Origin of the sequence: Arthrobacter sp. U41 (assembly GCF_007679325.1) — a bacterium.
GTDB lineage: Bacteria > Actinomycetota > Actinomycetes > Actinomycetales > Micrococcaceae > Arthrobacter.
Genome location: NZ_VEGI01000001.1, coordinates 1007674 through 1021007, shown reverse-complemented (window position 1 = coordinate 1021007; position 13334 = coordinate 1007674). Strand labels below are relative to the sequence as shown.

The 13334-nt window shown below is 67.8% G+C and carries 14 protein-coding genes; 8 read left to right on the top strand and 6 right to left on the bottom strand.

Annotated features, from left to right (window positions below):
- Window positions 1-4: 4 nt before the first annotated feature.
- The gene (locus FS787_RS04630; RefSeq protein ID WP_144671101.1) at window positions 5-760 is read right to left on the bottom strand and encodes an amino acid ABC transporter ATP-binding protein; all 756 of its coding nucleotides are present in this window, start codon (window positions 758-760) and stop codon (window positions 5-7) included.
- Between the two features lie 205 nt (window positions 761-965).
- Between FS787_RS04630 and FS787_RS04625 the strand changes: the two genes are divergently transcribed.
- The 4 genes from FS787_RS04625 (at window position 966) to FS787_RS04610 (ending at window position 4080) form a co-directional block, all read left to right on the top strand.
- A complete protein-coding gene (locus FS787_RS04625) occupies window positions 966-1853 on the top strand; it encodes a TIGR00730 family Rossman fold protein (protein ID WP_260982389.1) in 888 nt (295 codons plus the stop codon).
- Window positions 1854-1896: 43 nt separating this feature from the next.
- The gene (locus FS787_RS04620) at window positions 1897-2259 is read left to right on the top strand and encodes a DivIVA domain-containing protein (protein WP_144671100.1); all 363 of its coding nucleotides are present in this window, start codon (window positions 1897-1899) and stop codon (window positions 2257-2259) included.
- A 119-nt stretch (window positions 2260-2378) separates the two neighbouring features.
- Window positions 2379-3668, top strand: a complete 1290-nt coding sequence (locus tag FS787_RS04615; protein ID WP_144671956.1) for a hypothetical protein — start codon at window positions 2379-2381, stop codon at window positions 3666-3668.
- A gap of 244 nt (window positions 3669-3912) precedes the next feature.
- Window positions 3913-4080 carry a DUF3117 domain-containing protein gene (locus tag FS787_RS04610; RefSeq protein ID WP_069949162.1) on the top strand — a complete coding sequence of 56 codons (168 nt, stop codon included), beginning with the start codon at window positions 3913-3915 and terminating at the stop codon, window positions 4078-4080.
- A 160-nt stretch (window positions 4081-4240) separates the two neighbouring features.
- Here FS787_RS04610 and FS787_RS04605 read toward each other — a convergent pair whose 3' ends face one another.
- A complete protein-coding gene (locus FS787_RS04605; protein ID WP_144671099.1) occupies window positions 4241-4873 on the bottom strand; it encodes an O-methyltransferase in 633 nt (210 codons plus the stop codon).
- 341 nt (window positions 4874-5214) lie between these two features.
- Here FS787_RS04605 and sigE point away from each other — a divergent pair, with 341 nt between their 5' ends.
- The 3 genes from sigE (at window position 5215) to FS787_RS04590 (ending at window position 7390) form a co-directional block, all read left to right on the top strand.
- The gene (gene sigE, locus FS787_RS04600) at window positions 5215-5850 is read left to right on the top strand and encodes an RNA polymerase sigma factor SigE (RefSeq protein ID WP_144671098.1); all 636 of its coding nucleotides are present in this window, start codon (window positions 5215-5217) and stop codon (window positions 5848-5850) included.
- 23 nt (window positions 5851-5873) lie between these two features.
- The gene (locus FS787_RS04595) at window positions 5874-6914 is read left to right on the top strand and encodes an anti-sigma factor (protein WP_260982388.1); all 1041 of its coding nucleotides are present in this window, start codon (window positions 5874-5876) and stop codon (window positions 6912-6914) included.
- Window positions 6915-6994: 80 nt separating this feature from the next.
- Window positions 6995-7390: a Sec-independent protein translocase TatB gene (locus FS787_RS04590; RefSeq protein WP_144671097.1), complete on the top strand. Its 396-nt coding sequence runs from the start codon at window positions 6995-6997 to the stop codon at window positions 7388-7390.
- Between the two features lie 7 nt (window positions 7391-7397).
- Here the strand turns inward: FS787_RS04590 and FS787_RS04585 are convergent, their stop codons facing one another.
- Genes FS787_RS04585 through FS787_RS04575 form a run of 3 tightly spaced genes read right to left on the bottom strand, consistent with a single transcriptional unit; the run spans window position 7398 to window position 10628 of the window.
- Complete coding sequence (locus tag FS787_RS04585) at window positions 7398-8564, bottom strand: Mrp/NBP35 family ATP-binding protein (protein WP_144671096.1); 1167 nt, start codon at window positions 8562-8564, stop codon at window positions 7398-7400.
- A gap of 11 nt (window positions 8565-8575) precedes the next feature.
- Window positions 8576-9364 (bottom strand): DUF1003 domain-containing protein, encoded by a 789-nt coding sequence (locus tag FS787_RS04580; protein WP_144671095.1) that lies wholly within the window; start codon window positions 9362-9364, stop codon window positions 8576-8578.
- Window positions 9345-10628, bottom strand: coding sequence for a magnesium transporter MgtE N-terminal domain-containing protein (locus FS787_RS04575; RefSeq protein WP_144671094.1), 1284 nt, complete (start codon window positions 10626-10628; stop codon window positions 9345-9347). The genes FS787_RS04580 and FS787_RS04575 overlap by 20 nt, the downstream gene beginning before the upstream one ends.
- 76 nt (window positions 10629-10704) lie before the next feature.
- Here FS787_RS04575 and FS787_RS04570 point away from each other — a divergent pair, with 76 nt between their 5' ends.
- Window positions 10705-11610 carry a general stress protein gene (locus FS787_RS04570; RefSeq protein WP_186329090.1) on the top strand — a complete coding sequence of 302 codons (906 nt, stop codon included), beginning with the start codon at window positions 10705-10707 and terminating at the stop codon, window positions 11608-11610.
- A gap of 106 nt (window positions 11611-11716) precedes the next feature.
- Here FS787_RS04570 and FS787_RS04565 read toward each other — a convergent pair whose 3' ends face one another.
- Window positions 11717-13300: an aminopeptidase P family protein gene (locus FS787_RS04565; protein WP_144671092.1), complete on the bottom strand. Its 1584-nt coding sequence runs from the start codon at window positions 13298-13300 to the stop codon at window positions 11717-11719.
- Between the last annotated feature and the right edge of the window lie 34 nt (window positions 13301-13334).

Below are 13334 nucleotides of genomic sequence, written 5' to 3'. Positions count from 1 at the left end.
GAAATCAGTGGGTCAGCAGCTTGGAGAGGAAGTCCTTGGCGCGGCTGCTCTTGGGGTTGGTGAAGAACTCTTCGGGGGTGTCGTCCTCGACGATCTGGCCGCCGTCCATAAAGACCACACGGTCCGCGGCTTTGCGGGCGAAGCCCATCTCGTGGGTGACCACGATCATGGTCATGCCTTCCTTGGCCAGCTGGATCATGACGTCGAGGACTTCGTTGATCATCTCCGGGTCCAGGGCGGACGTGGGCTCATCGAAAAGCATGACCTTCGGCTTCATGGCCAGGGCGCGGGCGATCGCCACACGCTGCTGCTGTCCGCCGGAGAGCTGGGCGGGCAGCTTGGGGGCCTGGTGCCCGACGCCGACGCGCTCCAGCAGGGCCATCGCGTCCTTGTCGGCCTCGGTCTTCGAGATTCCCTTGACCTTGATGGGCCCCAGGGTGACGTTCTCGAGGATCGTTTTGTGGGCGAAGAGGTTAAACGACTGGAAGACCATGCCGACGTCGGCGCGCAGCTTGGCGAGTTCCTTGCCCTCTTCGGGCAGTTCCTTGCCGTCGATCTTGATGACGCCGTCGTCGATCGTCTCCAGACGGTTGATGGCCCGGCAAAGTGTTGACTTGCCGGAACCCGACGGTCCGATGACGACAACAACCTCGCCCTTGCGGACGTTCAGGTTGATGTCCTTCAGGACGTGCAACTGGCCGTAATGCTTATTGACGGCGTTCAGGGAGACGAGCGCGTCGCCGGGCACTTGAGTAGTCATAAGAAGAATCTAGCGAACATTGCGGCTATATGACCGCAATCACTCCGACTTCCTATAGATCGTGATTCAAGAGATACATGCAGGTCAGAGTGCCTGATGTGGCGTTTGGTAACCTGCGTTACCCGCCGGAGGTTCTGCCGGGGGCTTCCGGGCAGCGGGACCGCGCCGGACGGGCGCCGCCGGATTTCCGCGCTAACCTGTGGGCATGAGTACCGATCCGCAGCCCGCGCCAGCCGGAGAACCAGCCGCCAACACCGCCGCGAAGGCAGCCGGACAGCCCGCCGGCAAGCCCTCCGGCGAACCCCGAGACACGCCGCCCCCTGCGGGGATCCGGCACAAGGGGCCCCTTGAGCTGCGGCGCAAGGCGGCCAAGGTCACGATGTCGGACCGGACGCTGCTGGACACCAAGGGCCCGGGCCAGTTTGTCCACACGGACCCCTGGCGGGTCCTGAGGATCCAGAGCGAGTTTGTTGAAGGGTTCGGGGCGCTGGCCGACCTGGGCCCGGCGGTGAGCGTCTTCGGCTCCGCACGGACCCAACCCGGCAGCCTGAACTATGAACTCGCCGTCGAAGTGGGGCGGCAGCTCGCCGAAGCCGGGCTCGCCGTCATCACCGGCGGAGGTCCCGGCTCCATGGAGGCCGCCAACAAGGGCGCGGTGCAGGGCAACGGGGTGTCGGTGGGCCTCGGCATCGAACTGCCCTTCGAGCAGGGGATGAACCAGTGGGTGGACCTGGGGATCAACTTCCGGTACTTCTTCGCCCGCAAGACGATGTTTGTGAAGTACGCCCAGGGGTTCATCGTGCTGCCGGGCGGCCTGGGAACCTTGGATGAACTCTTCGAAGCGATGGTCCTGGTCCAGACCCGGAAGGTGACCTCCTTCCCGATCGTCCTGCTCGGGACGGCGTTCTGGAGCCCGATGGTGGAATGGATCCAGAACACGTTGGTGTCCGAGGGCATGATGTCCGAGGAGGACCTGGACCTGCTGCAGGTGGTGGACGATCCCGCGCTCGCCGTGGAGCTGGTGGTCGAAGGCGCCGCGCGGCACCGGAACCCCAACGGCAACGGCAACGGGTCCGGCGGCACGCGGGGCTGAGCGTCCACCGGCCGGAAGCGGCGTCGTCTGGCACGATGGGGGAGTGAGCTTCTTCCTGGTTTTCCTTGCGATTGCGCTGGTCGCCGTCGCCTTTTTCCTTGGTGCCGGCCGGCCGGCGAAAGCCGACCGCGGCCGCGGCGCGGCGGACGACGGCGGCCAGCGCGCCTTCGATGACGGCTTTGACCAGCCGGTCGCGAACCTCCCGCCGGTGCTGCTGCCGGCCGAGGCGGAGCCGTCCGACGTCGACCGTCTCCGTTTCGCCGTGGGCCTGCGGGGCTACCGGATGGACCAGGTGGACCAGGTGCTGGATGAGTTGCGGGACCAGCTCGCGGCCAAAGACCGGCGGATTGCGGAGCTGGGTGCCGCCCGTGTGCGCGCCCGGCACAACCCCGGGCACGCTCCGTGAGCGGTGACCACGTCCGTCCGGGGGCGCCGGAGGCGGAGCCGCGGCACACCAGCGATCCGGCAGCGCGCCGTGCCCGCGGGGACGGGGGAGCGGACCCGACCGCAGCAGCGTGGAGTGTTATCGCAGCGGCGGGCGCCCGCGCGGCGCGATGGCCGTGGTGGGTCCAGGTGGCCGCACTCTATGTTGCGGCCCGGTTCGTCAGTGCCTGCATTTTTATGGCCGCAGCCCTGCACCAGGGCGTCAACCCCTGGTTCCCGGCCAAGCCGGACTATTGGTCGTTCGTCAATATCTGGGACGCACGCTGGTACGGGGAAGCGCTGCAGAACGGCTACCCGGCGGTCCTCCCCACCGACGAGGCCGGCAACGTGCAGGAGAACGCCTGGGCCTTTTATGCGCTCTTCCCCATGCTGGGCCGGGTGGTCTCGGGGCTGACCGGGATGCCGCCGGCGGCCGCCCTGACGGGCATCGCCCTGGTGGCAGGGCTGGGTGCGGCCCTGGCCATTTACAGCCTCTTCCGGCGCAAGGCATCGCACCGCACTGCGCTCTGGGCGACGGTGTTCGTCGCTACTTTTCCGGTCTCCCCGGTGCTGCAGGTGCCGTACGCCGAGTCGCTGAACCTGCTCCTGCTGGCGTCCGCCCTGCTGCTGGTGGTGGAACGCCGGTACCTGCTGGCAATGCCCGTCGTTATCCTGATGTGCCTGTCCCGGCCCACCGGAGTCCCTTTCGCGGCGATGGTGGGGCTGCTGTTCCTCGACCGGGCGTGGCAGTCCTACTCGGCGGCCCGCGGCCCGTCAGTCGCAGCGGGAATCGGCGGTCGGGGCATCGGCGGCCACAGGACCGTGCAGTCCGGGACCGTGCCGCACAGTGCCGTGCAGTCCGGTGCCGTGCCGCACAGCGGGCCGCAGCTCTGGTCGCTGGCCGGGCTGACCGCAGTCAGCGGAATCGGCGCCCTCACGTGGCCGGCCATCGCCTGGGCCGTGACCGGTGATATCCAGGCCTACACCAAAACGGAAACCGTCTGGCGCGGCCACGACCTGGTGCCGTTCAAACCCTGGTTCGATACCGGCGTCCTGCTCTTTGGCCCGGTGCTGGGGCTGCTGGCGCCCTTCGTCTTCGTGGCACTGTTCACCTTGTTCATGTTGTGCCGCCCGGTGCGGGCGCTGGGCACGGAGCTGCGGCTGTGGTGTGCCTGCTACATGGGCTACCTGCTGCTGTTCCTGCACCCGCAGACAAGCACCTTCCGGATGCTGCTCCCGCTCTTCCCGCTGGCCCTCAGCGCGGCACTCGTCTCCCGGTCCCGCGCGTACCGCGGCACAGTGGTCCTCATGTTCCTGATGCTGCAGATCGTCTGGATTGTCTGGCTGTGGGCCTGGGCTCCACTGCCCGGCGGAGGGGACTATCCGCCGTGACGCACGGCACCTTTCGCGGCCCCCGGAGCAGCATCAGCGGGAGCAGGACGCGGCGCGACGGAAAGTCCAACGATTAGCTACAGCCGCGTTGTTACGCGATAATAGATGGTAAGCAAGGACAAGAAGCAAACTGAGTATATGGCCCTGATGGCTTCCATCACGGCCGCCGGGCGGCTTGATTGACTAAGCGGACGCAGCCCGGCCGGGCTGGTATGTCACTGGACTAATGGAGGGGATATTCCTTATGGCGGCTATGAAACCACGCACCGGCGACGGCCCGATGGAAGTTACTAAAGAGGGGCGCAGCCTGATCATGCGTGTCCCGCTCGAAGGCGGCGGGCGGCTCGTGGTCGAACTGAACTCTGCCGAAGCCACCAACTTGAAGGAATGCCTCGTCGGCGTTACCGAGTAACTGCACGGCACTCTTAGACAGAAGGGCGGGGTCCGCGACCGGATGGTTGCGGACCCCGCCCTCTTTTGTTTGTTCGGGCCCCGCCTGCCCTGCCCGTGAAAGTGCTGCCCGTGAAGGCGGTGCCGGTGGGCCATCAGGCCATGAAGGCTGCTGCTGACGGCTACTTCTTGACGGCGACCAGCAGGCCGTTTCCGGTGGGCAGCATGGCCGAGGCGAGGCGGTCGTCATCGCGGATAGATTTGCCCACCTGGCGCAGGATCACGGTGGTGGCCTCGCGTGCTGCCGGGTTGGCCACCCGGTCCTGGTCCAGGGCGTCGTTGACGATCAGCAGGCCGCCGGACTTGAGCAGGCGGACCGCCTGCTCCACGTAGCCGGGGTAATTCGGTTTGTCCGCGTCAATGAAGACCAGGTCATAGGCGCCGTCCGTCAGCCGGGGGAGCACGTCGCGGGCGCGGCCGGAAATGGTCCGCGTGCGGTTCGCCGGGCTGCCGGCCTCCTGGAACGCCTCGCGTGCGGCTTTCAGGTGCTCGACGTCGACGTCGATGGTGGTCAGTACAGCGTGAGGACCCAGGCCGCGCAGGATGCAGACGCCGGAGACGCCCGCGCCGGTGCCGATTTCGACCGCCGTTTGGGCCTTGGCCGACGCCGCGAGGACGGTCAGGACGGCCCCGACGCCCGGGCCGACGGGCGTGACGCCCAGTTCGAAGGACCGTTCGCGCGCGTGCAACAGGACCTCATCCTCGGCAGGCAGATCTTCTGCGTAGGACCAGCTCGTGGACTTATCGGCGCTCATGGAATTCGCTTTCTGGGCGGCAGGGGATTGTTTAGTCCAGCGTACTGTGTCAGGGGGTGACCGGCCGGGAGGCGCCCCCGCTGCAGCCGGGATGGCGGGCACTGCGGGACGGGGCCGGACCGCGGCTGTCCCTGGCTGCCGGGGGCGTGTGCCTGCGGCGCTGCCGGCGTCCGGTTCCGCCGTGGGCGGAAGGAGGCCGGGCGTCAGGAAATTCCCAGCTTGTGTTGAAATGATGGAGATCCGCTCATCCGCGTGGTGATCGGCGTCGAATCAAGGATGTAGGAGCTTGCACCCGCAAGCACCGTCCACGGCGTAAGCACCATCCATGAGGGGAGCGGACAATGTCGGTAGTGGCAGCTGTCCCTGCAACTGAAGAGTCCCGCCCTGCGGCGGAAGCCGAATGGGTCCGGCCCACCTGGGAGGAAGTGGTGACCAACCACTCCGCGAAGGTGTACCGGCTCGCGCACCGGCTCACGGGCAACAAGTACGATGCCGAGGACCTCACCCAGGAAGTGTTCGTCAGGGTGTTCCGCTCGCTGGAGAACTTCAAGCCCGGCACCCTGGACGGCTGGCTGCACCGGATCACCACCAACCTCTTCCTGGACCAGGCCCGGCGCAAGAGCCGGATCCGCTTCGACGCGCTGGCGGAGGACGCCGAGTCCCGCCTGCCCGGACGCGAGCCCGGCCCGGAACAGAGCTTCGAATTCAACAACCTGGACGTTGATGTGCAGGCCGCCCTGGAGGAGCTTCCCCCGGACTTCCGAGCCGCCGTCGTACTTTGTGACCTCGAGGGGCTGTCCTACGACGAGGTGGCCGTCGCCCTTGACATCAAGCTCGGGACCGTCCGCTCCAGGATCCACCGCGGACGGACCATGCTGCGGGAGAAGCTGGCGCACCGCGACCCGCGGCCGCAGCAGCCCGCCAAGACCTCGCTGAAGCCGCGGCTCAAGATGCCGCGTATCGCCGGTCTCCTCTGAACTTCGATTCTCTGAAACACGCGATGCGCCTGCTGAAACGACTGCTGCGCCGCGGCCATGACCGGCGGCGCCAGCACGTGGAGTCGTGCACGGAGTGCCGGCAGCAGCTGCGCCGGGAGCGCCAGTACCTGGAGCGCCTGCGGGGCGCTGAAGTCCCTATGGCCAGCGGTGACCTGACGGCACGCCTGCTGGCCCGCACCGAGGAACTGGCCCGGAGCGGAGAGCCCGCACCCTACACTTTGTCCGCCGCTGTGCCGGAGGCCCGTGGCTTTCGCCCGGCAATCCGGGCCACCGTGCTGGCTGCCGGGGGTACCGTGGCAGCCGCGGCCATGCTCGGCGCATCCGCCTACCTGATGGGCGGGGAGCCCGCCCCGCTGGCCGGCGGCACGCCAGCGTCAGTCTTCCTGCAGCGGGACCTTTCAGCCTCTGCCCCGGCCGCCGACGATGCAGCAGCGGGCCCGCCCGCCGGCTGGAGCCTCACCGGCGAACCGGACTTCACCCCGGACGGAGCCCTCACTGCGGCGCAGCTCGCCACCCTGCGCTCCGAAGGCTGGACATGTCCCGAGCTCCGTGAACTCGGCTACCACCTGGTCTGGGCCCGGGGCGGGGTGCTGGCCGGCATTAACATCGTGGAACTGCGCCTCACCGACGGCAGGCACTTCGCCACCATCCTCGAACAGCACGGCAGCCAGCCCCGTCCGTCCCAGCCGTCAGGTGCACCGGGCGACGCGTCGCAGGCGTCCCCGCCGGCGCCGGTCAATGTGCTCACGGGCCGTTCCGCGGCGTCGGATGGTTTTACCACCGAGGCGGTTCCGGCCGGCGGGGTCCTGTGGGTCAACCATGCCTCCCCCTTCGCTGCCATCTACCAGTCCGGCGACACCACGTTCACCTACGTCTCGGACCAGGCAGCGGAGCAGGCCGACGACGGCGTCGCCGCGTTGGTGCGCGCCGGCACCCTGCCGCCGGGCGCCGCAGGGGACGCGCCGGGCAGCGGCGCCGGGCACAGTGTCACGGCACGGCTGGAGCGCGGCATGGGCAGGATTCTGGAGCTGTTGGCCCCGTGACCGGCGGTTCCGCCGGGGCCGTGCATCGTGAGTCACGGCCGAATCGTCCCAGCTCCGGTTGAGAGGGTAATCTTCCTACAGTGCTTGGAATCAATGGACCGGAGTTCTTACTTCTGCTGATCATCGGACTTCTGGTGATCGGTCCCAGCAGGCTGCCCGAATACACGCAGAAACTTGCCAATATCGTCAAGGAAGTCCGCCGGATGGCGTCCGGGGCGCGGGAGCAGATCAAGGATGAAGTCGGCATCGATATCGATGATGTCGACTGGAAGAAGTACGATCCCCGGCAGTACGACCCGCGCAGAATCATCAAGGAAGCGCTGCTGGACGATGACACCAAGCCGGTCAGCGCCGGCGCCCCTGCCGCCGCAGCCACCGTGGCTGCAGCCACGGTGGCTGCGGACCGCCGGCCGGCCCGCGTGATGGAGCGCCTCGGGGACGGCGAACCCGCACCCTTCGATTCGGAAGCTACCTAATAGCTGCTTAGCGGGGCTGCAGGCCCAGGGGCAGGCCGCTCAGCCCGCGCGGGACCGCGGAGAGCTTCCCGGCGATGTCCAGCAGCGCCACGGCGGAAGGCGTCTCGGGACGGCCCAGCACCAGGGGAACCCCGGCGTCGCCGCCCTCCCGCAGCAGGATGTCCAGCGGGATCTGTCCCAGCAGCGGAACGTCGGTTCCCACTGTGGCGGACAGGCGTTCGGCCAGCACAGCGCCGCCGCCGCTGCCGAACAGCTCCATCCGGCCGCCGTCGGGCATTTCCAGGTAGGACATGTTTTCCACGACGCCGGCGACGCTCTGGCCGGTCTGGGTGGCGATTGCTCCTGCCCGTTCGGCCACATCCGCGGCGGCAGCCTGAGGGGTGGTCACCACCAGGATCTGCGCTTTCGGCAGGAGCTGGGCCACGGAGATGGCGATATCCCCGGTTCCGGGCGGAAGGTCCAGGAAGAGGGCGTCGAGGTCGCCGAAGTAGACATCGGTGAGGAACTGTTCCAGGGCGCGGTGCAGCATGGGCCCGCGCCAGGCGACCGGCTGGTTGCCGGTGACGAACATGCCGATGGAGATGACTTTGACGCCGTAGGCCACTGGCGGCAGGATCATGTCATCCACCCGGGTGGGGGCCTGGGTGATGCCCATCAGTGCCGGGACGGAGAAACCGTAGACGTCCGCGTCCACAATCCCCACACGCAGTCCCTGGGCGGCCAGCGCGCAGGCGAGGTTCACCGTCACGGAGGACTTGCCCACCCCGCCCTTGCCGCTCGCGACGGCATACACCTTGGTTAGCGAGCCGGGGTCGTTGAACGGTATCCCGCGCTGCCCGCCCGGACCGCGGAGCTGTTCCTTGAGGGCGTCGCGCTGCTCCTGCGTCATGACCTTCAGTTCGACGTCGACGCCGGTCACGCCGGGGACGGCGCCCAGCGCGGCCTCGCAGTCCGCGGTGATGGTGCCGCGTAGGGGGCAGCCGGCAATCGTCAGGAGCACCGCGATCCGCACCCGGCCGCCGTCGGAGATCTCCACCGTGTCCACCATGCCCAGCTCGGTGATGGGACGGCGGAGCTCGGGGTCGATCACGGTGGCCAGTGCGGTGTGGACTGCCTGCTCCAGGGCAGTAGCCGGGGAGGTGCCCTGGAGGCCGTGGTCCTGGGTGGGGTTCATGCGATGAATGCTCAGTTCTCGGGGGTTGCAGGGTGTGCCGGGGCCCCGGCGGTGTCCGGGGACGCTCCTCGACGCGTGTCCGGCGTCGTGGTGGCCCGCTTGCTGGTCTTGGGCTCGTTCCTGCCGTCGGCCTTGACCCGGGGAATCTGCTGGGTGCGGGGGTTGCGCTGCTTGTCGCGCCGTTCCTTCAGTTTTTCCTTGACCTTGTCCCGCGGCGACTCGTGCGCGCCGGCCGTGGGGTCATGGGTGCGCAGTTCCTCCTGCGCCTCCAGCATGTCCTCCAGCAGGCTGCGCAGTTCGGCCCGGACGTAGTCGCGGGTGGCGACTTCCCGCAGGGCGATCCGGAGCGAAGCGAGTTCCCGGGTGAGGTACTCGGTGTCGGAGAGGTTCCGCTCGGCACGCTGGCGGTCCTGCTCCAGGGAGACACGGTCACGGTCGTCCTGCCGGTTCTGGGCAAGGAGCAACAGGGGCGCCGCGTAGGAGGCCTGCAGCGAGAGCATCAGCGTCAGCAGGGTGAAACCGAGGGCCCGCGAATCGAACTGCCACGCCTCCGGGGCAAACGTGTTCCAGGCCAGCCAGAGCACGACGAACACCGTCATGTAGACCAGGAACTGCGGCGTGCCCATAAAACGGGCAAAGCCTTCCGTGGTCTGGCCGAACGCGTCCGGGTTGGGGGAGAACTTCGGCAGTATCCGCTGCCGGCCGCTCAGTGGGGTGTCGAGGCTTCCCTTGGACGATTTGCTGCCCGTCCGGACGTGGGGGTTCCGTGGTGCGCTGTTATCAGCCAATGCGGCCTCCAAGCTTCCTTATCGGGACATCGTCCTCGTGGGCGCGCCAGTCATCGGGCAGCAGATGATCCAGCACATCGTCAACAGTCACCGCCCCCACAAGCCGACCGTCGCTGTTGACGACGGGGAGCGAGTTGAGGTTGTAGGTGGCCAGCGTGCGGGCCACCTCGCTGATGTGGGCCTGGTCCGACACTGGTTCCAGTGTCTTGTCCACGAGGTTGCCCAGCGGTTCGGGCGGCGGGAAGCGCAGCAGCTGCTGGATGTGGACAACGCCGAGGAAACGGCCCGTGGGGGTCTCCAGCGGGGGCCGGGCAATGAAGATCGACGAGGCCAGGGCGGGAGAGAGCTCCTCGCGGCGGACATGGGCGAGGGCTTCGGCCACGGTGGCCTCCGGGGGCAGGATGACCGGAACCGGCGTCATCAGCCCGCCCGCGGTGTCCTCGTCGTATTCGAGCAGCCGGCGGACGTCCTCGGCGCCTTCTGGTTCCATCAGCTGGAGCAGTTCTTCGGCCTGGGCGCTGGGGAGCTCGGCGAGGAGGTCGGCGGCGTCGTCCGGGTCCATCTCCTCGAGCACGTCCGCGGCGCGGTTCACGTCGAGGGCGGAGAGGATCTCCACCTGGTCGCCTTCGGGCATCTCCTGGAGGACGTCGGCCAGCCGTTCGTCCTGGAGTTCGCTGGCCACCTCGAAGCGGCGCTTGTCGCTCATCTCTTGCAGGGCCTCGGCGAAGTCGGCAGGCTTCAGGTCCTCGTGGGTCGCGACAAACTGCGTGGCCGCCTGGGGCTCGGTGCGGGCGCCCTGCTGCGCGTCGGCCCAGTCAATAATCAGGGTCTCGTTGCGGCGCAGCCGGCTCAGCGGTGAGAGGGAATGGCCGCGGCGGACGAAGAGCTTGCTGACAAACCAGTCGCCGGAGCGGTGCTTGTCCATCGCGATGTCCTCGATCGTGGCGTCCCCGCTGCCGTCGGCCAGGGTGACGCGGCGGTCGAACATTTCGGCCACCACCAGGGTTTCGGCGCCGCGCTGTTCGAAGCGCCGCAGATTCACCAGCCCGGTGCAGATGACCTGCGTCTGATCGATCGAAGTGATCCGGGTCATCGGGACGAAGACCCGCTTCTTCCCGGGAACTTCGACGACGATGCCCACCACGTGCGGGGCACCGCGGGTGCCGCGGGAGAGCACAACGACATCGCGCAGCCGGCCCAGACGGTCGCCCAGTGGGTCGAAGACGTCGAGTCCGAGGAGGCGCGCAACAAACACCCGCGTAAGATTTGTGCTCACCTGTACAGGCTACCGAGTCCGCTCTCTTTTAGCTGAATTTCAGCCAGTGCCCAGCCGGATAGGTAAGAATAGGCGTATGTCAAACATTTTTGGAGCTCCCAGGGCTGGCGCCCCCAATGGCCCGGACGAGGCGCGCAGTGTCCCGAAGGGCGACACTGTTGGCTCCTACAATTCCTACCTGGATGCCCAGAAGGCGGTGGACTACCTCGCGGACCAGCAGTTCCCGGTGCAGATGGTCTCGATCGTCGGTAACGAACTGAAGATGGTGGAGCGGGTCACCGGCAGGCTCTCCTACCCCCGGGTGGCGCTCTCCGGGGCGCTGAGCGGCATGTGGTTCGGCCTGTTCGTCGGCGTGATGCTGTCCTTCTTCTCGGAGACCGGCGGGTACTTCTCGATTGTGACCTCGGTGCTGATGGGTGCGGCGTTCTTTATGCTGTTCGGCATTGTCACCTACGCCATGCAGCGGGGGAAGCGGGACTTCACCTCCACCAGCCAGGTGGTGGCGACCAACTACGACGTCGTGGTTTCCTTTGAAGCGGCCAACGAGGCGCGCAGGCTGCTCCACCAGCTGCCAATGACGCAGCATGACGCGTCGGCGTCCGCGGGGACTCCCGGCTATTCCCAGCGCGACTACCAGCATCAGCCGTACCAGCCCGGTCCCGAGCAGGGTCCCCGGCAGCCCGGCCCGGAGGGCCATGCCCCGCAGCGCCCCGCGGGCTGGAACGACCCCTACGGCCAGCGGACCCCCGAGTCCGGCGGACAGCCGGCCGGCGGATGGCAGCCCGGCAACCAGCAGCCCGGCAACCAGCCGGCGGATCCCTCCGTCCGCCCGGCCGGGTCTGCCGATGCAGATCAGGCCGTTGAAGAGCCGGCCAAGCCCAGCGGGTTCGCCTACCCGGACCTGCCCGACGGCCGCCCGCAGTACGGGGTGCGCGTCACCGATGCACCCAATGAGCCGGGCCAGGACGGCTCGCGGCACTAGCCTGCAACGCAGAAGGCCTCCGCCCGGAGTGATCCGGGCGGAGGCCTTTTTCTGTCAGCAAGCTTGTGTCAGCGGCTCGTGTCAGCAGCCGCGGTGGGGCGCGGCGCTACGGCGTCTGGCCGTCCACTTCCTGGTAGATTCCCGCCATCCAAGACTCGACGTCGTCGGCCTTGCGGGGCAGTGCCGCGCTGAGGTTGACCGGGCCGTCGGCTGTCATCAGGATGTCGTCCTCGATGCGCACGCCGATTCCGCGGTATTCCGCGGGGATGGCGAGGTCCTCGTCCTTGAAGTACAGCCCGGGTTCGATCGTGAAGACCATGCCGGGGGTGAGGACGCCGTCGAGGTACAGTTCGCGCTTGGCCTGGGCGCAGTCGTGCACGTCGAGGCCCAGGTGGTGGCTGGTGCCGTGCGGCATCCAGCGGCGGTGCTGCTGGCCCTCGGCGCTGATGGCTTCCTCCACGGAGACCGGCAGCAGGCCCCAGTCGGCCAGCCGTTCCGCCAGCACCGTGGTCGCGGCCGTGTGGATGTCGCGGAACCGGGTGCCCGGCTGCGCGGCGGCGAAACCGGCGTCGGCGGCGTCCAGCACGGCCTCGTAAACCTTGCGCTGGATGTCGGTGAACGTGCCGGTGGCCGGCAGGGTGCGGGTGATGTCCGCGGTGTAGAGCGAATCCGCCTCAACCCCGGCGTCGAGGAGCAGCAGCTCGCCGGCGTTGATTTTGCCGGTGTTCCGGGTCCAGTGCAGCACGGTGGCGTTGTTGCCGGAGGCCGCGATGGTGTCGTAGCCGAGCTCGTTGCCTTCCTCCCGGGCACGTGCGAAGAACGCGCCCTCGACGACGCGCTCGCCGCGCTGGTGGGTGAGCGCCCGCGGCAGGACCTTGACCACTTCGGTGAACCCCTGCACGGTGGCGGCGACGGCAGTTTTCATCTGCTCGATTTCCCACTCGTCCTTGAGCAGGCGCAATTCGGACAGTGCCTCGGAGAGCTTTTCGTCGAGGGCATCCAGGATGCCCAGGTCCAGGTTCTCCGGGTCCTTGGCGGTGTTGTAGCGTGCGGTGTCCACGAGGGCGTCGATGTTCTCGTCCACCTTCCGCACCAGCCGGATGGAGATCCCGCCGATTTCGGGAGCGCCGACGTTCTTGGTGATCCCGAGTTCCAGTTCGCTGATGTGCGCGGTCTCCAGGCCGAGGCGGGCCTTGAACTCGGCCAGGGTGGGACGGGCGCCGATCCAGAATTCGCCGGAGCGGGAGTCGGCGTAGAACTGTTCGGTGTCGCGGCCGGCCAGCGGACGGAAGTACAGGGTCGCGCGGTGGTGCCCGCCGTCGTCGCCCTTGCCTTCCTCGACGGGTTCCAGGATGAGCACGGCGTCGGGCTCGTGGTCCAGGCCCAGTCCGGTCAGGTGCGCGAAGCCGGAGTGCGGGCGGAAGCGGTAATCGCAGTCGTTCGAGCGGACCTTCAGCGGACCAGCGGGAATGACCAGGCGTTCGCCTTTGAACTGCTCTGAAATGGCGCGACGGCGGGTGGCGGCGTGGCCGGCCACTGCGTCGCGTTCCGGCAGCTGTTCGCTGGACGGGGCCCAGTTGCTGGCCATAAACGCCTTGAAAGCGTCGGAACTGGGCCGCTGGGAGCGGTTGTTGACGCGCTCATCGAGGGGCTGGGAAGCGGAGACTTGGGTGTTATCTGCATCGTTCACCGTCCCATAGTCTCACCAGCCGAGCGGCTTAGGC